The 26,946-nt window shown below is 59.7% G+C and carries 24 protein-coding genes; 17 read left to right on the forward strand and 7 right to left on the reverse strand.

What is annotated here, in order from left to right:
- Positions 1 to 9: 9 nt before the first annotated feature.
- Positions 10 to 1,005, reverse strand: a complete 996-nt coding sequence (locus ACI2KS_RS20615; protein WP_404622847.1) for an ArsR/SmtB family transcription factor — start codon at positions 1,003 to 1,005, stop codon at positions 10 to 12.
- A gap of 259 nt (positions 1,006 to 1,264) precedes the next feature.
- Here ACI2KS_RS20615 and tkt point away from each other — a divergent pair, with 259 nt between their 5' ends.
- The 9 genes from tkt to ACI2KS_RS20660 all read left to right on the forward strand — a co-directional run bounded on the left by tkt (position 1,265) and on the right by ACI2KS_RS20660 (position 10,971).
- Positions 1,265 to 3,262 (forward strand): transketolase, encoded by a 1,998-nt coding sequence (gene tkt / locus ACI2KS_RS20620; protein ID WP_404622848.1) that lies wholly within the window; start codon positions 1,265 to 1,267, stop codon positions 3,260 to 3,262.
- 93 nt (positions 3,263 to 3,355) lie between these two features.
- Positions 3,356 to 4,405, forward strand: a complete 1,050-nt coding sequence (gene epd / locus ACI2KS_RS20625; RefSeq protein ID WP_404622849.1) for an erythrose-4-phosphate dehydrogenase — start codon at positions 3,356 to 3,358, stop codon at positions 4,403 to 4,405.
- Between the two features lie 17 nt (positions 4,406 to 4,422).
- Complete coding sequence (locus tag ACI2KS_RS20630) at positions 4,423 to 5,586, forward strand: phosphoglycerate kinase (protein ID WP_404622850.1); 1,164 nt, start codon at positions 4,423 to 4,425, stop codon at positions 5,584 to 5,586.
- 27 nt (positions 5,587 to 5,613) lie between these two features.
- Positions 5,614 to 5,841 (forward strand): hypothetical protein, encoded by a 228-nt coding sequence (locus ACI2KS_RS20635; protein ID WP_404622851.1) that lies wholly within the window; start codon positions 5,614 to 5,616, stop codon positions 5,839 to 5,841.
- Between the two features lie 100 nt (positions 5,842 to 5,941).
- Positions 5,942 to 6,265, forward strand: a complete 324-nt coding sequence (locus ACI2KS_RS20640; RefSeq protein ID WP_404622852.1) for an MliC family protein — start codon at positions 5,942 to 5,944, stop codon at positions 6,263 to 6,265.
- A gap of 124 nt (positions 6,266 to 6,389) precedes the next feature.
- Complete coding sequence (fba, locus tag ACI2KS_RS20645) at positions 6,390 to 7,454, forward strand: class II fructose-bisphosphate aldolase (protein WP_404622853.1); 1,065 nt, start codon at positions 6,390 to 6,392, stop codon at positions 7,452 to 7,454.
- Positions 7,455 to 7,648: 194 nt separating this feature from the next.
- A complete protein-coding gene (locus ACI2KS_RS20650; RefSeq protein WP_404622854.1) occupies positions 7,649 to 8,668 on the forward strand; it encodes a PdxA family protein in 1,020 nt (339 codons plus the stop codon).
- Between the two features lie 72 nt (positions 8,669 to 8,740).
- Positions 8,741 to 9,619 carry an alpha/beta fold hydrolase gene (locus tag ACI2KS_RS20655; RefSeq protein ID WP_404622855.1) on the forward strand — a complete coding sequence of 293 codons (879 nt, stop codon included), beginning with the start codon at positions 8,741 to 8,743 and terminating at the stop codon, positions 9,617 to 9,619.
- A gap of 83 nt (positions 9,620 to 9,702) precedes the next feature.
- A complete protein-coding gene (locus tag ACI2KS_RS20660) occupies positions 9,703 to 10,971 on the forward strand; it encodes an MFS transporter (RefSeq protein WP_404622856.1) in 1,269 nt (422 codons plus the stop codon).
- 128 nt (positions 10,972 to 11,099) lie between these two features.
- On the opposite strand, the gene ACI2KS_RS20665 is transcribed toward ACI2KS_RS20660, so the two are convergent.
- From ACI2KS_RS20665 to ACI2KS_RS20675, 3 genes are all read right to left on the reverse strand, one after another.
- Positions 11,100 to 11,579 carry a thioesterase family protein gene (locus ACI2KS_RS20665; RefSeq protein WP_404622857.1) on the reverse strand — a complete coding sequence of 160 codons (480 nt, stop codon included), beginning with the start codon at positions 11,577 to 11,579 and terminating at the stop codon, positions 11,100 to 11,102.
- A 131-nt stretch (positions 11,580 to 11,710) separates the two neighbouring features.
- Positions 11,711 to 12,676 (reverse strand): L-carnitine dehydrogenase, encoded by a 966-nt coding sequence (locus tag ACI2KS_RS20670; protein ID WP_404622858.1) that lies wholly within the window; start codon positions 12,674 to 12,676, stop codon positions 11,711 to 11,713.
- A gap of 140 nt (positions 12,677 to 12,816) precedes the next feature.
- Positions 12,817 to 13,704: a 3-keto-5-aminohexanoate cleavage protein gene (locus ACI2KS_RS20675; protein WP_404622859.1), complete on the reverse strand. Its 888-nt coding sequence runs from the start codon at positions 13,702 to 13,704 to the stop codon at positions 12,817 to 12,819.
- 384 nt (positions 13,705 to 14,088) lie between these two features.
- On the opposite strand from ACI2KS_RS20675, the gene ACI2KS_RS20680 reads away from it, so the two are divergent.
- On the forward strand, positions 14,089 to 15,048 hold the full coding sequence (locus tag ACI2KS_RS20680; protein WP_404622860.1) for a GlxA family transcriptional regulator: 960 nt from the start codon (positions 14,089 to 14,091) through the stop codon (positions 15,046 to 15,048).
- Between the two features lie 67 nt (positions 15,049 to 15,115).
- Entirely contained in the window at positions 15,116 to 16,285 is a 1,170-nt protein-coding gene (locus ACI2KS_RS20685; protein WP_404622861.1) for a hypothetical protein, read from the forward strand.
- Between the two features lie 109 nt (positions 16,286 to 16,394).
- On the opposite strand, the gene ACI2KS_RS20690 is transcribed toward ACI2KS_RS20685, so the two are convergent.
- Positions 16,395 to 16,817 (reverse strand): DUF3010 family protein, encoded by a 423-nt coding sequence (locus tag ACI2KS_RS20690; protein ID WP_404622862.1) that lies wholly within the window; start codon positions 16,815 to 16,817, stop codon positions 16,395 to 16,397.
- A gap of 48 nt (positions 16,818 to 16,865) precedes the next feature.
- On the reverse strand, positions 16,866 to 17,270 hold the full coding sequence (locus tag ACI2KS_RS20695; RefSeq protein WP_404622863.1) for a lysozyme inhibitor LprI family protein: 405 nt from the start codon (positions 17,268 to 17,270) through the stop codon (positions 16,866 to 16,868).
- Positions 17,271 to 17,498: 228 nt separating this feature from the next.
- Between ACI2KS_RS20695 and ACI2KS_RS20700 the strand changes: the two genes are divergently transcribed.
- The 6 genes from ACI2KS_RS20700 (at position 17,499) to ACI2KS_RS20725 (ending at position 25,269) form a co-directional block, all read left to right on the forward strand.
- Positions 17,499 to 18,476, forward strand: a complete 978-nt coding sequence (locus ACI2KS_RS20700; RefSeq protein ID WP_404622864.1) for a dipeptidase — start codon at positions 17,499 to 17,501, stop codon at positions 18,474 to 18,476.
- 120 nt (positions 18,477 to 18,596) lie between these two features.
- Positions 18,597 to 19,127: a DUF5943 domain-containing protein gene (locus ACI2KS_RS20705; protein WP_404622865.1), complete on the forward strand. Its 531-nt coding sequence runs from the start codon at positions 18,597 to 18,599 to the stop codon at positions 19,125 to 19,127.
- A gap of 15 nt (positions 19,128 to 19,142) precedes the next feature.
- Positions 19,143 to 21,203: a dimethylglycine demethylation protein DgcA gene (gene dgcA / locus ACI2KS_RS20710; RefSeq protein WP_404622866.1), complete on the forward strand. Its 2,061-nt coding sequence runs from the start codon at positions 19,143 to 19,145 to the stop codon at positions 21,201 to 21,203.
- A 103-nt stretch (positions 21,204 to 21,306) separates the two neighbouring features.
- Positions 21,307 to 23,256: a dimethylglycine demethylation protein DgcB gene (gene dgcB, locus ACI2KS_RS20715; RefSeq protein WP_404622867.1), complete on the forward strand. Its 1,950-nt coding sequence runs from the start codon at positions 21,307 to 21,309 to the stop codon at positions 23,254 to 23,256.
- Complete coding sequence (locus ACI2KS_RS20720) at positions 23,256 to 24,476, forward strand: electron transfer flavoprotein subunit alpha/FixB family protein (protein WP_404622868.1); 1,221 nt, start codon at positions 23,256 to 23,258, stop codon at positions 24,474 to 24,476. Before dgcB ends, ACI2KS_RS20720 begins: the two co-directional genes overlap by 1 nt.
- Positions 24,466 to 25,269: an electron transfer flavoprotein subunit beta gene (locus ACI2KS_RS20725; RefSeq protein WP_404622869.1), complete on the forward strand. Its 804-nt coding sequence runs from the start codon at positions 24,466 to 24,468 to the stop codon at positions 25,267 to 25,269. Before ACI2KS_RS20720 ends, ACI2KS_RS20725 begins: the two co-directional genes overlap by 11 nt.
- Positions 25,270 to 25,870: 601 nt before the next feature.
- Here the strand turns inward: ACI2KS_RS20725 and ACI2KS_RS20730 are convergent.
- On the reverse strand, positions 25,871 to 26,275 hold the full coding sequence (locus ACI2KS_RS20730; protein ID WP_404622870.1) for a hypothetical protein: 405 nt from the start codon (positions 26,273 to 26,275) through the stop codon (positions 25,871 to 25,873).
- Positions 26,276 to 26,946 lie beyond the last annotated feature (671 nt).

Consider the following 26,946-nt stretch of genomic DNA (forward strand, 5'->3'; position numbering starts at 1 on the left):
TCCTGAGTATTACCGATGGTGAGTGTTGCCAGCCGGTCGCTGAAAATGGCGGACCTGGATCTGGAAACCATTACGTAAGCCTACATACAGGCTTTCCCCGGGGACCAGCCCCGCAGCGATGGCCCAACGGGCCAGATCTTCCTGTTCAAAACCCAACCAGAGATCGCCACAGGCCTCCCTGGCCCAGCTCTGATCGTGGCTGCACAACTCTGTCACCAACAGGCTACCGCCCGGTTGCAACAGGTTGGCGAGTTGTTTCAGTGCCTCAGCCGGTGCGGCGAAGTGGTGAAGCACCATGTTCAAGACGACGCAGTCGGCATAAACGTTAGCGTTGGCCAGGGCATCGGCCAGTTTCAGCTCAACGTTGTCCAGCGCCTTTTGCTGGCAGATGTTACGTGCCAGGTCGAGCATGGCCGGGCTGTTGTCCAGCCCTGTGACATGTCGAAAGCGTCGCGCCAGGTCAGGCAGAAATCCGCCATCGCCGGGGCCGACTTCCACCGCAGTGGCGTCGGCATCGAAACTCAGTTTGTCCAGCAGCGACAGCAGGCTGTCACGGTACTGGGGCAGTCCTGCGATCAGGTCCTGCTGGGCGCGAAATTTCTCAGCGGTACGTGCGAAAAAGTCCTGACTGGCATTGGCTCGCTGACGATGCACCAAGCCGATACGGGCCTGTACGTCTTCGGGCAATACAAGACCGTCGACTTCTTCGAGCAGTGCCGCATGCAGCTTGCCGCCCATTTGTTCGGTATGGGGCAAGGCGCGCCGATAAAAGATCGCATTGCCTTCGCGCCGTGTCGCGACCAGGGCAGCCTGCGCCAGCACCTTCAAGTGGTGGCTCATGCCCGATTGGCCGATGGCGAAGATCTGCGCCAGCTCCAGCACCCCGAACGAATCGTTGGACAAGGCGCGCAGCACGTTCAGTCGCAGCGGATCGCCACCGGCCTTGCACAAGGCAGCCAGCTCGTCGCTTTGGTCGTGGCTAATGGCGGGCACGCGAAGATTCATAGGGCAGGCAGTCTAGTTATCGACCGGGCAGCCTGCAAGACCAATATCAAAAAGTTTTGATATTGGTCGATGGGTGGCGGCTGCCGGGCGCCGAGACTCGGCCATTTCTGGGCAGCATCGCGGCGCCCGGCGATAAAAACCGCCTGCATCGCAGGAAAATCGCGCATCGGCCCGTATCTGTCATTGCCCCGCAGCAATGCCTGAGGGAAAATGGCCGCCTTTTTACGATCCCACTTCTTTCTGCCCCAGGAGATCAGCGATGCCCAGCCGTCGTGAGCGTGCCAATGCCATTCGTGCCCTCAGCATGGATGCCGTGCAAAAGGCCAACAGCGGCCACCCAGGTGCCCCTATGGGCATGGCCGATATCGCTGAAGTCCTTTGGCGCGATTATCTGAAGCACAACCCGAGCAACCCGCTGTTCGCCGACCGTGACCGGTTCATCCTGTCCAACGGCCACGGCTCGATGCTGATCTACTCGCTGCTGCACCTGACCGGCTACGACCTGTCGATCGACGATCTGAAAAACTTCCGTCAATTGCACAGCCGCACCCCGGGCCACCCTGAATACGGCTACACCCCGGGCGTCGAAACCACTACCGGCCCACTGGGTCAGGGTTTCGCCAATGCTGTCGGTTTCGCGGTCGCCGAGAAGACCCTGGCTGCCCAGTTCAACCGCCCCGGCCACAACATCGTCAACCACCACACCTACGTGTTCATGGGTGATGGCTGCATGATGGAAGGCATTTCCCACGAAGTCGCCTCGCTGGCCGGCACCCTGCGCTTGAACAAGCTGGTCGCCTTCTATGACGACAACGGCATTTCCATCGACGGCGAAGTCGAAGGCTGGTTCACCGATGACACGCCAAAGCGCTTCGAAGCCTACGGCTGGCTGGTGATCCGCAACGTCGACGGTCATGACGCCGATGAAATCAAGACCGCCATCGACACCGCGCACAAGAGCGACAAGCCGACCCTGATCTGCTGCAAGACCACCATCGGTTTCGGCTCGCCAAACAAGCAGGGCAAGGAAGAGTGCCATGGCGCTCCACTGGGCAATGACGAAATCGCCCTGACCCGCGCCGCGCTGAAATGGACCCACGGTCCTTTCGAAATCCCGGCCGACATCTACAAAGAGTGGGACGGCAAGGAAAAAGGCCTGGCGTACGAGGCCGAGTGGGACCAGCGTTTCGCGGCCTACTCCGCTGCGTTCCCTGCAGAGGCCAATGAGCTGATCCGTCGCATGAGCGGCGAGCTGCCTGCTGACTTCGCTGAAAAATCCGCAGCCTATGTGGCTGAAGTCAACGCTAAGGGCGAGACCATCGCCAGCCGTAAAGCCAGCCAGAACGCCCTGAGCGCTCTGGGCCCGTTGCTGCCCGAGTTCCTCGGTGGTTCGGCTGACCTGGCCGGCTCCAACCTGACCATCTGGAAGGGCTGCCGCAGCATCACCGGCGAAGACGCCACCGGCAACTACCTGCACTACGGCGTGCGTGAGTTCGGCATGGGCGCGATCATGAACGGCATCGCCCTGCACGGCGGTTTCGTGCCGTACGGCGCGACCTTCCTGATCTTCATGGAGTACGCGCGCAACGCGGTGCGTATGTCGTCGCTGATGAAGAAGCGCGTCATCTATGTGTTCACCCACGACTCCATCGGTCTGGGCGAAGACGGCCCGACGCACCAGCCGATCGAGCAACTGACCAGCCTGCGTACCACGCCGAACCTGGACTGCTGGCGTCCGGCCGACGCCGTTGAATCGGCAGTGGCCTGGAAACACGCCATCGAACGTGACGACGGCCCGTCCGCGCTGATCTTCTCGCGCCAGAACCTGCCGCACCAGGCACGTGACGCGCAGCAACTGGAGAACATCAACCGTGGTGGCTACGTGCTGCGCGACTGCAACGGCGAGCCGGATCTGATCCTGATCGCTACCGGTTCGGAAGTCGGTCTGGCGGTTCAGGCGTTCGACAAGCTGACTGCATCGGGCAGGAACGTGCGTGTGGTGTCGATGCCTTGCACCAGCGTCTTTGAAAGTCAGAGTGCGGACTACAAACAGTCGGTCCTGCCTCTGCAAGTCAGCGCGCGTATCGCTATCGAAGCCGCCCACGCTGACTACTGGTACAAGTACGTCGGTCTGGAAGGCCGCGTGATCGGCATGACCACCTTCGGCGAGTCGGCGCCAGCCAACCTGTTGTTCGAAGAGTTCGGTTTCACCCTGGATAACATCCTCTCCACGGCTGAAGAACTGCTGGAAGACTGAAAGCCTGCGCAATAACTGTAGGAGTGACCGGGGTGGGTCGCCATCCCGATCACTCCTACATGTTCTCTGAACACCACGAAATTTGAGAACCCCATGCCTCAGCCACGCCCTTATAAAGTCGCCCTCAATGGTTACGGTCGAATCGGCCGCTGCGTGCTGCGCGCGCTGTGCGAGCGAGGTGCGAAGGCTGGCTTTGAAGTGGTGGCAATCAACGACCTGGCTGATATGGCCAGTCTCGAATACCTCACGCGCTTTGACTCCACACACGGCCGGTTTCCGGGCGAGGTGCGGGTCGAAGGCGATTTTCTGCACATCAACGATCACGTCATCAAAGTGTTCCGCAGCGCAACGCCGGAAGGCATCGACTGGAACGAGCTGGACGTCGATCTGGTGCTCGAATGCTCAGGCGTCTACAACACCCGCGCCGACGGCGAGCGTTTTCTTTCTGCGCGAGCACCGCGTGTGCTGTTCTCCCAGCCGATGGCCAGCGAAGCCGACGTCGATGCCACCATCGTCTACGGCATCAACCAGCAGACCCTGACCGGTGCCGAGCAACTGGTATCGGCGGCGTCCTGCACCACCAACTGCAGCGTGCCGTTGCTGGACCTGCTCAACCGCCAGTTGGGGCTCGAATACATCACCATCACCACGATTCACTCGGCGATGAACGACCAACCGGTGATTGACGCCTATCATCATGAAGACCTGCGCCGTACGCGTTCGGCGTTTCAGTCGATCATCCCGGTGTCCACTGGTCTGGCACGCGGCATCGAACGGCTGCTTCCGGAACTTGCCGGCCGAATTCAGGCCAAAGCTGTTCGTGTGCCGACGGTTAACGTCTCGTGCCTGGATATCACGTTGCAGGTAGCCCGTGATACCGATGCGGTCGAGATCAACCGCATCCTGCGCGAGGCTGCTACCAGCGGTCCGCTCAAAGGCTTGCTGGCCTACACCGAGTTGCCGCACGCCAGCTGTGATTTCAATCATGACCCTCATTCGGCCATCATCGATGCCAGCCAGACCCGGGTTTCCGGGCCGCGTCTGGTCAATATCCTGGCCTGGTTCGACAACGAATGGGGTTTTGCCAATCGCATGCTGGATGTCGCCGATCACTTTTTGCACAGCATCCATAAACAACAGTAATAAACAGGGAAAGCCTCATGACCGTGTTGAAGATGACCGACCTCGATCTGCAAGGTAAGCGTGTACTGATCCGCGAAGATCTCAACGTGCCGGTCAAGGACGGTGTTGTCACCAGCGATGCGCGTATTCTTGCTTCGCTGCCGACCATCAAGCTGGCGCTGGAAAAGGGCGCGGCCGTCATGGTCTGCTCGCACCTGGGTCGTCCGACCGAAGGTGAATTTTCCGCCGAGAACAGCCTCAAGCCGGTTGCCGACTACCTGAGCAAGGCGCTGGGTCGTGACGTGCCGCTGGTCGCCGAGTACCTGGACGGTGTCGATGTCAAACCGGGCGACGTTGTGCTGTTCGAAAACGTGCGCTTCAACACCGGCGAGAAAAAGAACGCCGACGAGCTGGCGCAAAAGTACGCCGCACTGTGCGACGTGTTCGTGATGGACGCTTTCGGCACCTCGCACCGCGCCGAAGGCTCGACCCACGGCGTTGCCAAGTTCGCCAAGGTGGCCGCGGCAGGTCCGTTGCTGGCTGCCGAACTGGACGCCCTGGGCAAGGCGCTGGGCGCTCCTGCCAAGCCGATGGCGGCCATCGTCGCTGGCTCCAAGGTCTCCACCAAGCTGGACGTGCTCAACAGTTTGAGCCAGATCTGCGATCAACTGATCGTCGGCGGCGGCATCGCCAACACCTTTCTCGCAGCGGCTGGTCACCCGGTCGGTAAGTCGCTGTACGAGCCGGACCTGCTGGACACCGCACGCGCCATTGCCGCCAAGGTCAGCGTGCCGTTGCCGGTCGATGTGGTGGTCGCCAAGAAATTCGCCGAAGACGCTGAAGCGACGGTCAAGCTGATCGCCGACGTTTGCGACGACGACATGATTCTCGACATCGGCCCGCAGACGGCGGCTCATTTCGCCGAGCTGCTGAAGTCTTCCAAGACCATTCTGTGGAACGGCCCGGTCGGCGTGTTCGAGTTCGATCAGTTCGGCAATGGCACCAAGGTGCTGGCCCAGGCCATCGCCCAGAGCCCTGCGTTTTCCATCGCTGGCGGTGGCGACACGCTGGCTGCAATCGACAAGTATGGGGTGGGCGACAAGATCTCCTACATCTCCACCGGCGGCGGCGCGTTCCTCGAGTTCGTCGAGGGCAAGGTGTTGCCTGCCGTGGAAATTCTGGAACAACGCGCCAAGGCCTGATTTCAGGTCCGTGTGAAGGGGAAAGAAATGGTCAAGCCATTGCCGCTGTTAATCATGGCGGGTTTGCTGGTCGGCTGTGCAGGCAAGCCCCAGGCGCAGGTGGCGTCCAACGCGTCGCCCGATACGCTTCAGGTCAGCTGCTACCAAGCCGGCTGGCAGGCTGAAACCGTACCTATCGTTTACAAGCGCGGTGGTCCTGAAGTCTGGGAAAAATACGAGTTCATGCCCGCTGTCGGCCCGGTTGCCTGTCGCTGAATCTGAACTGACAGCCAACGACAACATCTGAAACAGAACTGCCCCTGGGCATCGCAGCGATTGACACGCGTCACGCTGCACAGGGGATCCAGGAGTGGTAATGAAAGGCTTGATTGCCCTTGCGACACTGATGCTGCTGGGCGGTTGCGCCAGCATGAAGGCTTCTGAACCGGCTGCGCAGTGGACCCATTGGGTCTGCGACAGCAAGGCGGAGATTTATTGGCGCTACGCAGACCCCGCGAAAAAAGAGGTCGACGTACGCTTGAATCAGAGCGAGCAGGTGTTCCGTCTGCAGGCCGCCCCGGGTGCATCGGGGGCGCTGTACAGCAACGGCGTCCTGGCATTCGACAACAAGGGTAGCGAAGGCCTGGTCTACTGGGACGCTACCAACGATTTGATCGGTCGCGGCTGCAAGGCGCCTTGAAGGGCCGAATGCTTCGAACGATGCAACACCGGGCGGTAATTGAGCAGTTCGCCCCTATAATTTGAATAGCCGCCGCTACGGCAGGCACGCACGATTAACGACCCTACCGGGAGAGAGACAGACAATGGCACTTATCAGCATGCGCCAGATGTTGGACCACGCCGCCGAATTCGGCTACGGCGTCCCTGCATTCAACGTGAACAACCTGGAACAGATGCGCGCCATTATGGAAGCGGCCGACAAGACCGATTCCCCGGTGATCGTTCAGGCCTCGGCCGGCGCGCGCAAATACGCGGGTGCGCCATTCCTGCGCCACCTGATCCTGGCGGCGATTGAAGAATTCCCGCACATCCCGGTGGTCATGCACCAGGACCACGGCACCAGCCCTGCCATCTGCCAGCGCTCGATCCAGCTGGGTTTCAGCTCGGTGATGATGGACGGCTCGCTGCGTGAAGACGGCAAGAGCCCGGCCGATTACGACTACAACGTTCGCGTCACTCAGGAAACCGTCGCCATGGCTCACGCCTGCGGCGTTTCGGTCGAAGGTGAGCTGGGTGTTCTCGGTTCGCTGGAAACCGGCATGGCCGGTGAAGAAGACGGCGTTGGCGCCGAAGGCATGCTGGATCACAGCCAGATGCTGACCGATCCGGAAGAAGCCGCCGACTTCGTCAAGAAGACTCAGGTAGACGCCCTGGCCATCGCCATCGGCACCAGCCACGGCGCTTACAAGTTCACCAAGCCGCCTACCGGCGACATCCTGGCGATCGAGCGCATCAAAGAGATCCACAAACGCATTCCCAACACTCACCTGGTCATGCACGGTTCTTCGTCTGTTCCACAGGAATGGCTGAAGATCATCAACGAGTTCGGCGGCGACATCAAAGAAACCTACGGTGTGCCGGTCGAGGAAATCGTTGAAGGCATCAAGCACGGCGTGCGCAAGGTCAACATCGACACTGACCTGCGCCTGGCGTCTACCGGTGCCATCCGCGAATTCATGGCCAAGAACCCGAGCGAGTTCGACCCACGTAAATACCTGGCGAAAACCGTGTCGGCCATGCGCGACGTGTGCATCGCCCGTTACGAAGCCTTCGGCACCGCAGGCAACGCCTCCAAGATCAAGCCGATCTCTCTGGAACGCATGTTCGAGCGTTATGCCAAGGGCGAGTTGAACGCCAAGGTCAACTGATCATTAACTGATCAATTGGTCGACAAGAAAAAGCCCGCAGCGATGCGGGCTTTTTTGTGCGCGTGATTTGCCGGGGACAGCCTGCAAACCACATTCCGTGAATTGCTCTCCCACGCTTTGCGCATTGTTGCCCGCAGCCATGGGACTAGGATGAGGCTCACTACAAAAATAGAACCTGAACCGGAGAACACCTGATGAAGCCTCTGATTGGACTTATGCTCGGTGATGTCACAGGCATTGGGCCCGAGCTTGTGGTCAAGCTGCTGTCAACGCCCCAGGCCCGCGAGCGTGCCGATGTGGTGATCATTGGTGATGAACGTGTTCTGCAATTGGGCATGCGCGACGCGGGGCTGACTATTCCGTATCTGAAAATCTCCCGGCTCGCCGATGCCGATCACTCGGGCGAAGCGGTTCCGCTGATCGACCTGCACAACATCGACCCTTCGTTATATGAACGTGGCCAGGTCAGCGCCGAGTCGGGCCGCCTCACCGGCGAAACCCTGAAAGTCATGACTGACCTGGCGTTGCGTGGCGAACTGGATGGAATCTGCTTCGCACCGCTGAACAAGGCCGGCCTGCATCGAGGCGGCTGGAACTACCACGACGAACATCAGATGTTCGCAGCCTGGACCGATCATGTTGGCTACTTCGGCGAAGTGAACATCATTCCTCAGTTTTCGACCTTCCGCGTGACCTCCCATGTTGCGCTGCGCAAGGCGGTGGATATGGTTCAGCCGGATCGCATCGAAGGTGCGCTGCAACTGGCTCACGACACCCTGCGCGCGCTGGGCAATCCGGCGCCGCGAATCGGTGTCGCCGCGCTCAATCCGCACAACGGCGAGAACGGTCTGTTCGGTGATGAAGAGATCACCATCATTCGCCCGACCCTGGAAAAGCTTCGCGCCAGAGGCCTGGCCAGCGAAGGACCGTTTCCTTCCGACACGGTATTTATCAAGGCGCGCAACGGCGACTTCGATGCGGTGGTGATCATGTACCACGACCAAGGCCAGATCGCGACCAAATTGCTGGGCTTCTCCCAGGGCGTGACCCTGACCGGCGGCCTGAAAACTGTATACGCGACGCCAGCCCATGGTGTGGCTTACGACATTGTTGGCACCGGCAAGGCCGACGTCGGTGCGATGGCCGCCGCGTTCAGAGTCGCCACGGACAACGCCGCCGCGCGCAAACACAAGCGCGAGGTGGCCAACGCTTAGCGATAGGGAATTCATCCGGCAGGGAAGGGACGTTCGTACTCAAGAATAAAACCGATAAAAGAGGCTGGCGATATGTTCGAGAATTTCCGCAAAACCACCGTCAAAACCAGCGGCGCCGAGATCGTGACCGTCGTCGGTGGCGAGGGTCCGCCGCTATTGTTGATGCACGGCAACCCATTCAACCACCTGTCCTGGCACAAGATCGCGCCTCGCCTGGCCAGGGATTTCACCGTGGTCTGCACCGATCTACGCGGCTATGGCGACAGTTCAAAGCCCGAGGGCGGTGGCGATCACTCCGATTATTCGTTCCGCTCCATGGCTCAGGATCAGGTCGAGGTCATGCAGTCGCTGGGCTTCGAGCGCTTCAACGCCGCTGGACATGATCGCGGGGCGCGGGTGTTGCATCGCATGTGCCTGGATCATCCGGACAACGTGTTGAAAGCCGGATTCGTCGACATGCTGCCCCAGCATCACCTGCTCAACAATGTCACGCGCCAATGGGCGAAGTTCTCCTGGCACTGGTTCTTCATGACTCAGGATGCGCCGACGCCTGAACGGATGATGGACGCAGACCCCGAGTTCTTCATCCTGCGCAAACTCTCGAAAACCGCTCAAGGCACGGCATTCTTCGGGCCTGAAGCGCTGGCCGATTACATCCGCTGTATCAAGAACCCGGCCACCACCCACGCCATGTGCGAAGACTATCGAGCGACCTTCGGTATCGATCTGGACATGGATACCGCTGATTTTGATGCGGGGCGCCGGATCCACACCCCTTCGCTGATTCTGTGGGGCGAGAAGGGCGGCGTCGGCCGCAACCACAACGCCGCAGAAGTCTGGAGCCGTTACGCGAGCAACATCGTGCAGACGGCCACAGTGCCCTCAGGTCATTACCTGCAGGAAGAATGCCCTGACGAGACCTATGAGGTATTGCAGGGGTTCTTCAAATAAGTCGCAGTTTTCCGAAGTAGCGACGCGAGCGGTCTGAAACCGGACTGCTCGTTCCACGATAAAGATAAAAACAGGTGGATAAAATGTTACCGACTCTTGCGCACAAGCGCAGGGCGACACTGACCTTCGTGTTGCTCTGCGTCATGGCTTTCATCATGTACGTCGACCGCACGAATCTCGCGGTCGCCGCACCCACCATCAGCAAGGAACTGGGCTTCAGCAACACCAATCTCGGGATGATGTTCTCGGCATTCGCGGTCGCCTACAGCTGTTTCATGATCCCCGGCGGGTGGCTCAGTGACCGCATCGGTTCGCGCAAGGCGATGCTGCTGTATGGCGTGATCTGGTCAGTGGCGACGATTGCCACCGGGCTGGTGAGCGGTCTGGTCGTGCTGGTCATCGCCCGTTTTGTCGTCGGCATCGGCGAGGCGCCGATTTATCCCACCGCAGCGCGGATGATCGCGCGGGCGATTCCGATCACCCAGCGCGGCACGGCGCAAGGTGTGATGCATGCGTCCGGGCGATTGGCCAACGCACTGGCGCCGCTGATCGTGACCTTTTTGATCCTGCAATTTTCCTGGCGTGCAGCGTTCATTATTTTGGGTGCGCTGACGCTGATCTATATGTTTGCCATGTACTTCATCCTTGGGGAGTCGAAAAAGCAGGTCGAGTCGCTGATCATGGAACCGGTCAAGGCACCAGCGCCGGTGCATTGGCCGAGCATGCTGCGCAAAGTCTGGCCCGCGGCGGCCACCTGCTTTTGCCACGGCTGGGTGCTGTGGTTCTTTCTGAACTGGATTCCATCGTTCTTCACCCAGCGCTATGGCATGGACCTGTCGAAGACCGCGCTGTTTTCCACCTTCGTATTACTCGGCGGCACAGTGGGCACGGCGGTGGGCGGGATGCTCTCGGACTGGCGTTTCAAGGTGACCGGCAACAAGCTGCGCTCGCGACGCGATTTGATCATCTTCGGCTTCCTGGCATCGATCATCGGGCTTATCCCGCTGATGTTCACCCAGAATATTTACATTTGCGCGGCAGGGCTGAGCTTCTCGTTCTTCTGTTCGGAGCTGGCGGATTCGCCGTTATGGGTGATTGGCACCGAGGTGTCACACGAACATTCGGCGACTTCCAGTGCCTGCACTTTCTTCGGCATGGCAGTGGCGGGTGCCGTCTCGCCGGTGGTGATCGGCTGGCTGCTGGACGTTACCGGCACCAATTGGACAGCGGCGTTCGCGGCGTCCATCGTCGTCGTGCTGCTGGGGCCGATACTGGCGATGTTCATCAAGCTGGACGACGAACCGGGCGTCAGCGTGGTCTCACCGGTCGCGGGCAAGCGCGCCGTTGCTTAGAGGGGGCCAGAGTAACGATCCCTGTAGCAGTCCGGCTTGCCGACGGTGGCGGTTTTGAGGTGCTACCGCCGGCAAGCCGGACTGCTGTAGAGCACGCGGTGTCGGGGCGCGATCAGCGGCAGGCCCGATTATCGCGACGGGGGCAGGCCGATGGTGCGACCGGTGTAGGCAGGTGGCGGCTGGTCGTGCTGCGCTTCGGTGAGCCGGTGCAAAGCTTGCAGCGACTGCTCGCTGAAGGGCGCTGACTTAGGCCCGGCGGCCAGGTCCACGTGCAGCAGCATCTGATCGCTGGCGGCCACTTCCTCATCGCCGCTGGCCTTGTACAAGCTGTGATAAAGCTGCACGCGCTTGCGGTCGTGGGCGACGATCTGCGTGCGCACTTCCACTTCCTGACCCAGTTTCACCTCATGCAGGTAGTTGATGTGGGCTTCCAAAGTGAACAGCGAATGGCCGCTGGCATCCCGGTTGTCGCCGGAAAGGCCGATACGGTCCATGAAGGCGTCGGTGGCGTAGCTGAAGATCAGTAGATAGAACGCATCACGCAGATGGCCGTTGTAGTCGACCCAATCGGCGAGGATCGCGGTTTTGTAGGTGATCAGGGCGGGCATAGAGTGTTCCGTCTGGTAGCGTTCGGTCGCTGCGGCCAATCGCGAGCAAGCTCACCCCTACAGCGCAAAAGTGTTTGCTGTCGGAGTGAGCCTGCTCGCGATGACGTAAGTATTGGCGATAGGATGTTTGTTTAATCGCTGAACGCCATCCCGTGCTTGGCCTTGGTGGTTTTCACCGCTTCCAGCACTGCCAGCAGGCAGTCATCGCGATAACGCTCCAGCGCCGCAATGCTGTGGCTACCGAGCTGGTCGCTGGTGCCGTCGACCACGTCGTCGATCAGCTTGTCGGTCAGCTCGGGCGCTGGCAGGTAGGTCCAGGGCAATTGCAGGGCAGGGCCGAACTGGGCCATGAAATGCCGCATGCCGGCGTCGCCACCCGCCAAGGTGTAAGTCAGGAAGGTGCCCATGAACGACCAGCGCAACCCTGCGCCGAAACGGATCGCATCGTCGATTTCGCCGGTGGTTGCTACCCCGTCATTGACCAGGTGCAGCGCCTCGCGCCATAGCGCTTCCAGAAGACGGTCGGCGATGAAACCGGGGACCTCCTTGCGCACGTGCAGGGGGCGCATGCCGAGTGATTCATACACCTTGATCGCCGCCTGAACAGCTTCAGGTGTGGTGTTCTTGCCGCCAACGACCTCGACCAGCGGCAGCAGATAGACCGGGTTGAATGGGTGACCGACCACGCAGCGCTCAGGGTGGGTCGCGCTTTCATAGAACTCTGAAGGGAGCAGGCCCGAGGTGCTGGAGCCAATGATCGCATCGGGCTTGGCGGCGGCGCTTATCTTGCTGTGCAGATCCAGCTTGAGGTCCAGGCGCTCCGGTGCGCTTTCCTGGACGAAGTCGGCGTCGCGCACGCATTCCTCGATGGTCGCGACAAATCGTAGCCGCTCCTGTGAAGCACCCGCGGCCAGGCCTTTTTGTTCCAGCGCAGGCCAGGCGTTGGCCACGCGTTTGCGCAATGCCGCTTCGGCACCCGGCGCCGGGTCCCAGGCCACGACGTCCAGGCCATGGGCCAGGGCGCGGGCAACCCAGCCGCTGCCGATGACACCGCTACCCAGGGCAGCGAAGGTTTTGATGTCGGTGATGAAGGTCATGGTATTCACTCATGCAGATTCGCAGGACCCTGTAGGCGTGAGCTTGCTCGCGATAGCGGTGTGTCAGCTACACACTTCGCACTGGCGGACCGTTAATCGCGAGCAAGCTCACTCCTACAGAGGAGATGATGTGGGTTGTCTCAAAAACGCTTTTTCAAGCCCATCTTCACGCGCCCTTCTGCCGGGGTCATGACCCGGGCGCCCATGCGGCTAAGGATCTCGCTGGCGCGTTCGACCAAGGCGCCATTGCTGGCCAGCACACCCTTGTCCAGCCAGATATTGTCTTCCAGCCCGACGCGCACGTTGCCACCGAGCAATACCGCCTGCGCGGCCATCGGCATTTGCATGCGGCCAATGCCGAACCCGGCCCAGACCGCGTCCGCCGGCAGGTTATCGACCATGGCTTTCATGGTGGTGGTGTCGGCAGGGGCGCCCCACGGGATGCCCAGGCACAGCTGAAACAAAGGGTTATCCAGCAGCCCTTCCTTGATCATCTGTTTGGCGAACCACAGATGGCCGGTGTCGAAAATTTCAAGCTCGGCCTTCACACCCAGTTCCTGGATGCGCTTGGCGCCGGCCCGCAGTTGCGCCGGGGTGGAGACATAAATAGTGTCGCCGTCGCCGAAGTTGAGCGTGCCGCAGTCCAGGGTGCAGATCTCTGGCAGCAGCGCCTCGACATGCGCCAGACGCGTCAGCGGGCCGACCAGGTCGGTACCGGGTCCGAAATCGGTAGGACGCTCGCCCGGGCCGATTTCCAGATCGCCGCCCATGCCTGCGGTGAGGTTGACGATGATGTCGATGTCGGCCTCGCGGATGCGATCCATGGTTTCGCGATACAGCTCGACGTCACGGCTGAACTTGCCGGTTTGCGGGTCTCGCACATGGCAATGCACGACGGTCGCGCCTGCCTTGGCGGCTTCGACGGCTGCGGCTGCGATCTGTTTTGGGGTGATCGGGACCAGGTGGCTTTTCCCGGTCGTGTCGCCAGCACCGGTGAGTGCGCAGGTGATGATGACGTCGTGGTTCATGAGCGAGGTTCCTTGCAGGCCAGGGTCGTTTGCATGACGCGGGCTTTTTGCCACCCGCTTTTGAGGTGCAAAGCTACGCAGCCCCGCGCGGCTCAAAACGCACAGCGGCGACAAGCTCTTGCACAGCAGCGACCTGCGCTATTGCCGGTACGCCTGAACAGGCGTATCTCATCCAGGCAGCACGCTTGAACTGTAGGCGTGAGCTTGCTCGCGATAGCGATAGGTCTGGGTCGGATCCGTCGGTGCAATATCCATGAGTGGCCGGTTCATCTGTGCCGTATGCGATGACTGATACACCGCTATCGCGAGCAAGCTCACTCCCGCAGGTAGGGCGTCGAGTCCGTGGTTGTCGTCACCATCCAATTGCCGAGGAACGCGTCAACGATGTCCCAGGATTTCTACTTTCTGCTGATGCCCGGCTTTTCCATGATGGGCTTCGTCTCGGCCCTTGAGCCGTTGCGCGTGGCCAACCGCTTCGGTGGCGAGTTGTACCGCTGGCACATCCTGAGCATCGATGGCGGGCCGGTGATTGCCAGCAATGGCATGTCGGTCAACGCCGATGCCGCCCTGGAACCCCTGAAAAAGGGCGCTGCCCTGTGGGTTATGGGCAGTGTCGATCCAATGCAGTGCTACACCTCGACACTGGCGCACTGGCTGCGTCGCCTGGACCTTGAGGGCGTGACACTGGGCGCCATCGACACCGGCAGCTTCGTGCTCGCCGAGGCCGGGCTGCTCGACGGCTATCGCATGACCCTGCATTGGGAGGCGCTGGATGCGTTCAAGGAGACCTACCCCGCACTCCAGGCGACCCAGGAGTTGTTCGAAACCGACCGCCGTCGTATCACTTCGGCAGGGGGCACGGCCTCGATCGACATGATGCTGGACCTGATAGGCCAGGCCCACGGCCCGGACCTGGCAATCAAGGTGTCCGAGCAATTCGTGCTCGGGCGGATTCGTCAGCGCAAGGATCACCAGCGCATGCAGATCGCCACGCGCTATGGCATCAACAACAAGAAGCTGGTGCAGGTCATCGGCTTGATGGAGCAACACACGGAGCCGCCGCTGAGCACGCTGAAACTGGCTGAAGGCATTCAGGTCACCCGGCGTCAGCTGGAACGGCTGTTTCGCCTGCACCTGGACGATACGCCGAGCAACTTCTACCTGGGCCTGCGCCTGGAGAAAGCCAGGCAGCTTTTGCGCCAGAGCGACATGAACGTGCTGGAAGTCAGCATCGCCTGCGGGTTCGAGTCGCCGTCGTACTTCACCCGCAGTTACAAGGCGCGGTTCGTGGTGTGTCCGCGGGAAGATCGGGGGCGGCTGGCACGGGACGCCAAGGTCGTTTGATTTCGGTTTATTGTCAATTATACTCGCGACTATAAATTATGGTCTTTGCAATAATTGGGTATAAATCATGACAAGCCGCACCGGGTTTGTATTCAGGCGTGACAATCTCGCCCTGGCCATCGCACAAGGTCTGATCGGCGAAGGTCTGCAGGACTATTCGTCGGGGCTGTTTCTGGCCGCGCCGCGACGCACCGGCAAGAGCACGTTTCTGCGCGAGGATCTGCTGCCTCAATGCGTCAAGCACGATTGGCTACCGGTATACGTCGATTTGTGGGCGGACAGGGGAAAAGACCCCGCCGAGCTGATCAGCGCAGCTGTCGCGGTTGCACTGGTGCCCTACGAAAAAGGCATCCGCAAACTGGCCAAATCCGCCGGTATCGAAAATCTCAACTTCCTGCGCACGTTGTCCTGGGATTTCACCCGGCCCCAGTTACCTGTCGGCGCGACGTTGACCCAGGCGTTGGAGCTTCTCCACAGCGCCGCACAGAAAATGATCGTTCTGATCATCGACGAAGCGCAGCATGCCCTGACCAGCGAGGCGGGCATTAACGCGATGTTTGCCCTGAAAGCTGCGCGAGACGAGCTCAATCAAAGGCTGGAGCGGGGCAATGGCGGTCTGCGACTGGTGCTGACCGGGTCCAACCGCGACAAGCTGGCGCACTTGGTGCTGAACAAAAATCAACCGTTTTACGGCTCCAGCATCACGCCGTTTCCGCTGCTGGGGAAGGACTTCACCAAGGCCTACACGGCTCACTTGAACAGCCACTTGGCGCAAAGCAATCAGTTCTCGGCAGCCGATATCGACGCCGCGTTCGATCTGGTGGGCCGTCGCCCGGAAATGCTGCGCGCGATCATTGGCGATGTCGCGCTGGAGTTGGGCGAGGCCGGGAATCTGGGCCAATTGCTGCGAAACAGCGCCCAGATGCTGCGTGCAGGGGTGTGGGAAGAGTACGAAAGTGCCTACAACGCGTTGACCTTGGCGCAACGAGCAGTGCTTGAGATCATGGCCGATCGTGCTGATGACAACCAACCATTTGCACCCTTTTCCGATGCTACGGTCCTGGCGGTGGGCAAGGCACTGAAGTCGCTAGGCAGCGAAGTGGTGCCCGGCACCCAGACCATTCAGGCGGCGATCGATTCGCTGCGTGAGAAAGAGTTGGTGTGGAAGTCCAGTCGTGGGGCGTATGCGCTGGAGGACAAGGCACTTGGCGAGTGGCTGAGACAACGCAGAAGCTGATCGATCGCAAAGGCCGGGGTGAGCGCCCGTAGCATCCGGCTTGCCGCCGGCCGCCGGCCGCGAGCTTCGGGCGATGCCGACGACCGCCGCGCCGCTACAGAGCGAACAATTACCTGTTGCCTTTGAGCAACGCCGAACACGCCGCCTTGTAAGCCTCATGCTGATACTTGTTCAGCGCGGCGGGCAGGTCGAAGGCGTGCTTCTTGAACTGGGCATTGATGGTCTGGGGAGACAGTAAGGTCACTTCGCAATCGTCGAGCAACTGAAACACCGTCTCGATCTTGAACGTGGTCGGGCCGCCGGCGAATTCGCCTTTCTTGCTGCGTTTTTTGATGGCGATGTGGGCGATACCGTTTTCGCGGACGAAGGTGATGATCTTCTGGGCGAAGGCTTTGACGTTGGCGGCTTCGTCATCGTCCTCCAGGGCGATCTTCTTGACCGCCAGCGGCAAGTGTTCGAGCACGCCCGATGCGCGAGTGGCGACAGCGAAGATCGCTTCGCTGCCTTTGATTTCTACGCCGCAGATGTTCATGTGCATACCTTGAGCTGGTGAAGGGCGTCAGGGTAGCGCATTCGCTGGTCATTCTGGCTGCAGGATGCTCTCCAGGTACTCCGAGCGCTCATCGCTCATGCGCGCCGTGCAGTCGTTCTGGCCAATGTTGAATTCCTTGCTGCCTTTCTTTGCCGGAAACACCTCGACTTCGCAATCGGCGTCTCGCAGCTTCTTCCAGGCGTCCTGAGCGGTCTTCAGCTTGGCGATGAAGTCGTTGGCCTCGGCCTTGTTGGCGCCGTACTGAGTGTTCACGCGCTCCAGCAGGTTCTGGAAGTTCTCATCCAGCAGCTTGACCGCCGTGTCGCGGCTATAAAGCGCGCACTCGGGCGTCTGCTTTTCCTCGTCTACACCATCACATGGCGTAGCGTCGGGGTTTGCCGCTGCGTGTGCGCCTGTCGCAAATAGAGCCAGAGCCAGAAAAATCGTCTTCATTGGGGTTTCCCGATTCAGTGATGCGGGGAATTCTCGCCCAAGCGCGCTGCAAAGAACAGTTATCAAACGCAGGCGGCAGACGCATGCGGTCGCCCTTTGTCGTTTCTTGACGCTTTCGGCAATTCCCCTGTCGTTTTTGCACCCGGCTCTTGTGACCCTCAGGCATATGCTGGCCCCAAAGCGCTGGCAGACGTTTCGGCGCGTGATCAACCTAAAGGGGACAGCCTGATGAGCCCATCCGAACTACACGCCGACAGCATCGTTATTGACGGGCTGATCATCGCCAAATGGAACCGTGAGCTGTTCGAGGACATGCGCAAAGGTGGCCTGACCATGGCCAACTGCACGGTTTCGGTATGGGAAGGGTTCCAGCAGACCGTCAACAGCATCGCTTCCAGCCAGAAACTGATTCGTGAAAACAGCGATCTGGTGCTTCAGGTGCGCACCACCGCGGACATCCGCAAAGCCAAGGAGCTGGGCAAGACCGGCATCCTCTTCGGTTTCCAGAATGCCCACGCATATGAAGACCAGATCGGCTACGTCGAGATCTTCAAGCAGCTGGGCGTGGGCATCGTGCAGATGTGCTACAACACCCAGAACCTGGTCGGCACCGGCTGTTACGAGCGTGACGGCGGCCTGTCAGGCTTCGGCCGAGAAATCGTCGCGGAAATGAACCGCGTCGGCGTCATGTGCGACCTGTCTCACGTGGGCTCCAAGACCAGCGAGGAAGTCATCCTCGAATCGAAGAAGCCCGTGACTTACTCCCATTGCCTACCTTCAGGTCTGAAAGAACACCCGCGCAACAAGTCGGATGCGGAACTGAAATTCATTGCCGATCATGGCGGTTTCGTCGGCGTGACCATGTTCGCGCCATTCCTGGCCAAGGGCATCGATTCGACCATCGACGACTACGCCGAAGCGATCGAATACGTGATGAACCTCGTTGGCGAAGACGCCATCGGCATCGGTACCGACTTCACCCAGGGCCACGGTCAGGAGTTCTTCGAGTACCTGACCCATGACAAGGGCTACGCCCGTCGTCTGACCAGCTTCGGCAAGATCATCAACCCGCTGGGCATCCGCACCGTCGGCGAATTCCCGAACCTCACCGAAACCCTGCTCAAGCGCGGCCATTCCGAGCGCGTGGTGCGCAAGATCATGGGCGAGAACTGGGTACGGATTCTGGGCGACGTCTGGGGCGAGTAGTGGACCCCTCTGGAGCCTGCTGCGCCCGCCGATAGGGCGCCAAAGGCATCCACCCCGTGCTTTTTATTAAACAAAGCCGACGCTTTGCTAATTACTGAATTTTTCTGGAGTTAAGTTTCCATGGCCAAGATCGCCCCGCAATTGCCAATCGAAGTCGACAGCGAGACCGGCGTCTGGACCTCCGACGCCCTGCCGATGCTGTACGTGCCACGGCATTTCTTCGTCAATAACCACATGGGCATCGAGGAAGTGCTGGGCGCCGACGCTTATGCCCAGATCCTCTACAAGGCGGGCTACAAGTCGGCCTGGCACTGGTGTGAAAAGGAAGCCGAGTGCCACGGCCTCGAAGGCGTTGCGGTGTTCGAGCACTACATGAATCGCCTGTCGCAGCGTGGCTGGGGGCTGTTCAAGATCCAGGAAATCGATCTGGAGAAAGGCACCGCCAGCGTCAAGCTTGAGCACTCCGCCTTCGTTTACGTTTACGGCAAGGTCGGTCGCAAGGTCGATTACATGTTCACTGGCTGGTTCGCCGGTGCCATGGATCAGGTCCTCGCCGCCAAGGGCAGCACCATTCGTACCGTGGCCGAGCAAGTTTACGGCGGATCGGAAGAAGGCCACGAAGATGGCCTGTTCGTCGTAAAACCGTTGTAAGCCGAGGACCGTGCCATGGCTTTCGAAGCAATGTTTCAGCCTATTCAGATCGGTAAGTTGACGATCCGTAACCGCGTCCTGAGTACCGCGCACGCCGAGGTCTACGCGACCGATGGCGGCATGACCACCGACCGTTACGTGAAGTACTACGAGGAGAAAGCCAAGGGCGGTATCGGTCTGGCCATTTGCGGCGGCTCTTCCAGCGTTGCCATCGACAGCCCGCAAGGCTGGTGGAAATCGGTCAACCTGGCCACCGACAAGATCATCCCGCACTTTCAGAATCTCGCTGACGCCATGCACAAGCACGGCGCCAAGATCATGATCCAGATTACCCACATGGGCCGCCGCTCCCGCTGGGACGGCGACCACTGGCCGACGCTGATGTCGCCATCGGGTATCCGTGAGCCTGTACACCGCGCGACCTGCAAGACCATCGAGCCCGAAGAGATCTGGCGGGTGATCGGCAATTATGCCAGCGCCGCCGGGCGGGCCAAGGCAGGCGGTCTGGACGGTGTCGAGTTGTCGGCCGTGCACCAGCACATGATCGACCAGTTCTGGAGCCCGCGGGTCAACAAGCGTACCGATGAGTGGGGCGGCAGCTTCGAGAACCGCATGCGTTTCGGTATGGAAGTGATCAAGGCCGTGCGCAAGGAAGTCGGGCCTGACTTCTGTGTGGGCCTGCGCCTGTGTGGTGACGAGTTTCATCCGGACGGTCTCAGCCATGAAGACATGAAGGAAATCGCCAAGTACTACGACCAGACCGGCATGATCGACTTCATCGGGGTGGTGGGTTCGGGTTGCGACACCCACAACACCCTGGCCAACGTCATCCCGAACATGAGTTATCCACCGGAGCCGTTTCTGCACCTGGCCGCCGGTATCAAGGAAGTGGTCAAGGCCCCGGTTCTGCATGCGCAGAACATCAAGGATCCGAACCAGGCCACGCGCATCCTGGAAGGTGGCTACGTCGACATGGTCGGCATGACCCGCGCGCACATCGCCGATCCGCACTTGATCGCCAAGATCAAGATGGGCCAGATCGATCAGATCCGTCAGTGCGTCGGTGCCAACTACTGCATCGATCGCCAGTATCAAGGGCTGGACGTACTGTGCATCCAGAACGCCGCGACCTCCCGTGAATACATGGGCCTGCCGCACATCATCGAGAAAACCACCGGTGTGAAACGCAAAGTGGTAGTGGTTGGTGCCGGTCCTGCGGGGATGGAAGCTGCACGGGTGTCTGCCGAGCGCGGTCATGACGTGACCCTGTTCGAGAAGAAAGAATTCATCGGCGGGCAGATCGTCACGGCCTCCAAGGCGCCGCAACGCGACCAGATCGCCGGTATCACTCGCTGGTATCAACTGGAACTGGCGCGCCTGAAGGTCGATCTGCGCCTGGGTACCGCTGCCGACATCGCGACCATCCTGGACCTGCGCCCGGATGTGGTGGTGCTGGCCGTCGGTGGGCATCCGTTCCTTGAGCAGAACGAGCACTGGGGCGCCGCCGAAGGGCTGGTGGTCAGCAGTTGGGATGTGCTCGATGGCAAGGTGGCACCGGGCAAAAACGCCCTGGTGTACGACACCATCTGTGAATTCACCGGGATGTCGGTTGCCGACTTCATGGCCGACAAAGGCAGCCAGGTCGAGATCGTCACTGACGACATCAAGCCGGGCGTGGCCATCGGCGGTACGTCGTTCCCCACCTACTACCGCAGCATGTATCCCAAAGAAGTGATCATGACCGGCGACATGATGCTGGAGAAGGTATACCGCGAAGGCGACAAGCTGGTGGCGGTGTTGGAGAACGAATACACCGGCGCCAAAGAGGAGCGGGTGGTCGATCAGGTGGTCATCGAAAACGGCGTGCGTCCCGACGAAGAGCTGTATTACGGGCTCAAGGAAGGGTCGCGCAACAAGGGTCAGATGGACATCGAAGCCCTGTTCGCCATCCAGCCTCAGCCATCGTTGAGTGAGCCGGGTGACGGCTACCTGCTGTTCCGCATCGGCGATTGCGTGGCCCAGCGTAATACCCACGCCGCTATCTATGACGCGCTGCGACTTTGTAAAGACTTCTAAGATCAGCCACAAGCGGCAAGCTTCACGCTGCAAGAAAGAGCGACGGGTGACCGGCTTTTGCTTGCCGCTTGTAGCTTGAAGCTTGCAGCTCGAGGGCTCCTCGATGTTAAACACCCTTCTTCCAATCCTGCTGTTCGCTGCCCTGGGCCTTGGGCTCCTCGGCGCGTTGCGGCGGGTGGCCATGTGGCGCACAGGGCGTGCGTCCAGGGTCGATCTGCTGGGCGGTCTGCTGGCCATGCCCAAGCGTTACATGGTCGATTTGCACCATGTGGTCGCGCGGGACAAATACATCGCCAATACCCACGTCGCGACGGCCGGTGGTGCGGTCGCATCGATTATCCTGGCGATTGTGGTTCATGGTTTCGGGCTACATAACCGCATCCTCGGTTATGCACTGCTGCTCATGTCGGCGGTGATGTTCGTTGGCGCGATCTTCATGTACCTGCGCCGCCGCAACCCGCCAGCGCGCCTGTCCAAAGGCCCGTGGATGCGCCTGCCGAAAAGCCTGCTGGCGTTCTCGGCTTCTTTCTTTCTGGTCACGCTGCCGGTCGCCGGTATTCTTCCGGAAGACTTCGGCGGCTGGCTGCTGGCAATCATTCTGGGTATTGGCGTGCTGTGGGGCGTTTGCGAGCTGTTCCTGGGCATGACCTGGGGCGGCCCGATGAAGCACGCCTTCGCCGGGGCGCTGCATCTGGCCTGGCACCGTCGCGCTGAACGTTTCGGCGGCGGCCGGTCCACCGGGCTCAAGCCGCTGGACCTGAATGATCCGACTGCGCCGCTTGGGGTGGAAAAGCCCAAGGATTTTACCTGGAATCAACTGCTGGGCTTCGACGCCTGCGTGCAATGCGGTAAATGCGAAGCCGCATGCCCGGCCTTTGCCGCTGGCCAGCCGTTGAACCCGAAAAAGCTTATTCAGGACATGGTCGTCGGTCTGGCCGGTGGCACCGACGCCAAATTCGCCGGCAGCCCGTATCCGGGTAAGCCGGTGGGCGAGCATGGCGGCAACCCGCACCAGCCGATCGTCAACGGTCTGGTGGACGCTGAAACCCTGTGGTCCTGCACCACCTGCCGTGCCTGCGTGGAAGAGTGCCCGATGATGATCGAGCACGTGGATGCCATCGTCGACATGCGTCGTCACCTGACCCTGGAAAAAGGCGCAACCCCGAACAAGGGCGCCGAAGTCTTGGAAAACCTCATCGCTACCGATAACCCTGGCGGCTTTGCGCCGGGCGGACGGATGAACTGGGCGGCTGACTTGAACCTCGGCATCCTCAGCGACAAGAAAACCGCTGACGTGCTGTTCTGGGTCGGTGATGGTGCTTTCGACATGCGTAACCAGCGCACCTTGCGCGCCTTCGTCAAAGTGCTGAAAGCGGCCAGGGTCGATTTTGCGGTGCTGGGACTTGAAGAGCGCGACAGCGGTGACGTGGCTCGTCGCCTGGGTGATGAAGCGACTTTCCAGATGCTCGCCAGGCGCAACATCCAGACCTTGAGCCAATACAGCTTCAAGCGCATCGTCACCTGCGATCCGCACAGCTTCCATGTGCTGAAAAATGAATACGGCGCCTTCGACGGCCATTACCTGGTCCAGCACCACAGCACCTACATGGCCGAACTGATCGCCGATGGCGCACTGAACCTGGGGCAACACAAGGGCTCCAGCGTCACCTATCACGACCCTTGCTACCTTGGGCGTTACAACGGCGAGTATGAAGCCCCGCGCGATGTGCTCAAGGCGCTGGGTATCGAGGTCAAGGAGATGCAACGCTCCGGTTTCCGCTCCCGCTGCTGTGGCGGCGGCGGCGGGGCGCCGATTACCGACATCCCTGGCAAGCAGCGTATCCCTGACATGCGCATGGAAGACATTCGCGAAACTGGCGCTGAGCTGGTGGCCGTGGGCTGTCCGCAGTGCACGGCGATGCTTGAAGGCGTGGTCGAGCCGCGCCCGATGATCAAGGACATTGCCGAACTGGTAGCCGACGCCCTGCTCGAAGACGCCGCCGCACCCGCCAAACCGGCGCCGGTCAAACGCGAACCTGCGGAGGTGCATTGATGAGCGACATTATCCGCCGCGACCCCCGGGCCGAATGGATCGCCCGTAACCGCTTGCACCCGCTGCACGCCGCGATGCAACCCGCGCAGAGCAGCTGGATGGGGCCCAACGGCGTCATCCGCAAGAACGTCCACGGTATCGGCTTCATCGGCCCCAACGGCATCAAGCGTATCGACCGCAGCGGCGCGCAACAGGGCGGGGCGGTCAAACGTTCGGCTTCTGTAGCCGTGCAACTGCCACTGCATCAGATTGCACAGCCGGCGTTTTATATTGCCGTGGTCCCGGACATGGTCGGTGGCCGCTTGAGCAGCCACGACCGCGACCTGCTGGGCCTGGCCCACGGTCTGGCCGGGCAGGACGGTGCGGTACTGGCCGTGGTCTTCGGCGAGCACAAGGAAAGCGCCTTCGAAACGGCGGGCGTTGACCGTCTGCTGGTGCTCGATGGCGGCGAATTCAGCGGCTATTCACCTGAACAGCGGGTACAAGGCCTGCGGGCTGTGGATAACCAGTTCGACCCGCGTCACTGGTTGTTGCCAGATAGCCGCAGTGGTGGCGGCGAACTGGGTCGCCGTTTCGGCGCAAGCATTGGCGAGCGTCCGGCGACGCGCGTCTGGCAGGTCAAGGCTCATCGAGCTACAGGCCGCGCAGGCGCAGGCCTTGAGGATCTGGCGCGTCCTGTGTCAAGGCTGATCCTGGCGGCTGCCGAGTGTGCCGAGCCGGTCAGCGAAACCCGTCACGAGGCGCTGGCGGTGGAGTTGTCCACAGCCATCGCACGCAGCTTGCCGCGCATCGAAGACTTGGGTGCAGTGGCGGTCGACCCCGCGCTTATCCCCATGGCCGAGTCGGAATTCATTTTTTCCGGTGGCAACGGGGTCAAGGACTGGGATCTGTTCCACCGTACTGCCGTGGCGCTAGGGGCGACTGAAGGTGCCTCCCGCGTCGCCGTGGACGATGGCTTCATGAGTCGCGATCGTCAGGTTGGCGCATCTGGCACCTGGGTGACGGCGCGGGTGTATGTCGCTGTGGGGATCTCTGGTGCCATTCAGCATCTGCAAGGCATTGGCGCCTGCGACAAAGTGGTGGCGATCAACCTCGACCCCACCTGCGACATGATCAAACGTGCTGATTTGTCAGTCATTGGTGAAAGCGCGGCCATCCTCGAGGCGCTGATTGAAGCCGTTGAAACGTACCGCAATGGGGCCAAACGCGATGCAGCCTGACAAAAAATTGCCTGTGGATAAAAACGCTTTGCACGTCATCAGTCTGGTTTCCATCGGCGCGCACCCGACCTCTGGTCGTCCTCGACGCGCCGAGCAGGATGCCCGGGCGGTCGAGTTGGGGCTGCAACTGGCTGGGGATAACTTGCACGTGCTGCATGCCGGCAATGCACAGGAACCAGCGCTGCGGGCCTATCTGGGCATGGGACTGAACGAGCTGCATGTGCTTGAGCAACCGCAGGATGCCGATGCGCTGCCAGGTCTGGCTGATTACATAAGGGAATCCGGCGTGCAACTGGTGCTGACCGGCAGCCAGGCGGAAACCGGAGAAGGCTCCGGGATGCTCCCGTACCTGCTGGCCGAAAAACTGGGCTGGCCGCTGGTAGTAGGCATGGCTGAAGTGGAATCCATGAGCAACGGTACCGCCCAGGTACTCCAAGCATTGCCTCGCGGCCAGCGCCGTCGCCTCAAAGTCCGCCTGCCGTTCCTCGCCACTGTGGACAACGCCGCGCCCAAGCCTCGTCAGAGCGCCTACGGCCCAGCGCAGCGTGGGGTTCTGGACGTTGAGGAGGTGGACGTGGTCATCGACGAGTTATTCACAAGCGCTGAACTGACGCCTGCCAAGCCGAGGCCAAAGCGGTTGAAGGTGATCAAAGCGAAAAGCGGTGCCGATCGCATGAAAGCGGCAACCGCGAAGGCCACTGGCGGCGGTGGGCAAGTGCTCAAGGATGTCAGCCCACAGGAAGGGGCGGCGGCGATCCTGAAGTTGTTGGTGGAGGAGGGGGTGATTCGGTAGCGTGTTGTGAAGATGGCAACAACCATCACGATTTGACCTAGAATCAACCCCTCCGCCTCCGCCTCCGCCAACCAGCCCGGCGGGGAAAACCAACCTCCGCTGCGGCTATTGCCGGGAAAGAGGCCGGACCTGCGAAAAAAGCTGCTGCACCGGCAGCGACTGCAGCGACAGCATCAGAAACTGATGATCCTCCCGAAACAAGCTTCAGGTCTAAAACAGCTATTTCTCTCATCTCTGATTTCCTTTAAATTTCTTGTCCGTTAAAAGTATTTTATTTGCAATGCGCCATCGCGGCGTTATTAAGAAGCTTTCGAATAATAGTTTATTTTCAACAAAAAATAGTTCTATGGCTATAACGCCTAGGGCTGCGAATAATCCTATGATTATCATGCTCTCTATGTAGCAAGGGTCAAGTTCCCATAGGGCCGAAATGATCGCTCCGATGTATATGGTGTGAAACGCGAATCTGTGCCGAAAGTCCATACCTTACCTCCCTCAGTACTCTGGTTAGGTGTGGTGTAAGATAACCGCATGCAATAGTGTTTAATTTATTCCGGTTAGTCTATCCCGAACAATTACAGCTTTTGGATAGTGATTTATCTCATGGTATTGCTCCTTTGTTGTGTAATTTATTGCGAATGCTGCAGACAATAAGACTAAGCGAGGCAGCTGGAATTAGACATCCTAAAGACACTCCGATTAAAGTTTTTCCAGTGTGATTGTCATAAATTAGCCATGCTGCAATAACGTTAATGACTGCTAATAGGACGCCTCCTGTGAGCGTTTTTTTTAAGCTAGGGGTAGCGTAGTTTGGAACTGAGTCCGGCGCGGTTTTTACTGCCGAACCGATTAGGTAGAATGTGTGCCCGATCACGGTTATTGAAAGAATATAGTCCATGGTTTTTAATAGTAATCCGGAATTGTCGCTTGTTTCCCAGAACATTAAATAGATAATAGCGATTGACCACACCATGGAAAAAAAATAATGTCTAACGGCGTTATCCATAAATATTCCTTTCTGATAGCTTTCAGCGGTGCTTGTGTAGTCAGGCGGTAATTCACAGAATTATGTGCGGTTACTGCTCATAACAAAAATATTTCTAACTTACAGTCCGTTGTCGTGATATGAACAGTTCCCGGTATGGATTTTGAATTTTCATGAGGTGTGATCACCCTGCCCGATAGTATGAGTCAGTTTCAATATGCATTGGTTTGAATATTTTCTGCTGATTTGGACTTCTCCGTCAGCCATTTATCTGTCTAGTCGGTTCGGTAATCATGGCTTATGTTTCATTGATGTGATATCCCCGACAATCGTAGGGTGCGAAAAAAGTCTAATATTGCTTGAAAGCCGTTGTCCATGGCCCTGCCTCTATCGTCCATTATCTTTTTCACATATGAATTGAATTAATCGGAAACAATTGAGATGTCCGATATATCGGTAAATTCCCATAAGCGGGTCTCAAATTAAAGGCATGGATTGATAGGGCGTCTGAGTCTTCAGGAAGGCGCGGCGGCGATCCTGAAGTTGTTGGTGGAGGAGGGGGTGATTCGCTGAGTCACGCCCTCTGAACATCCGAAGGCGGCTGCGTGCCGCTCTTTTTATGCCTAAAGCGGCGGCTCTTCTGCCGATACCGTCTTCATGCTGGACGCCGCGTCGATGATCACGACATCGAA

The organism is Pseudomonas sp. NPDC087358, from assembly GCF_044900785.1.
In the GTDB taxonomy this organism is placed as follows: domain Bacteria; phylum Pseudomonadota; class Gammaproteobacteria; order Pseudomonadales; family Pseudomonadaceae; genus Aquipseudomonas.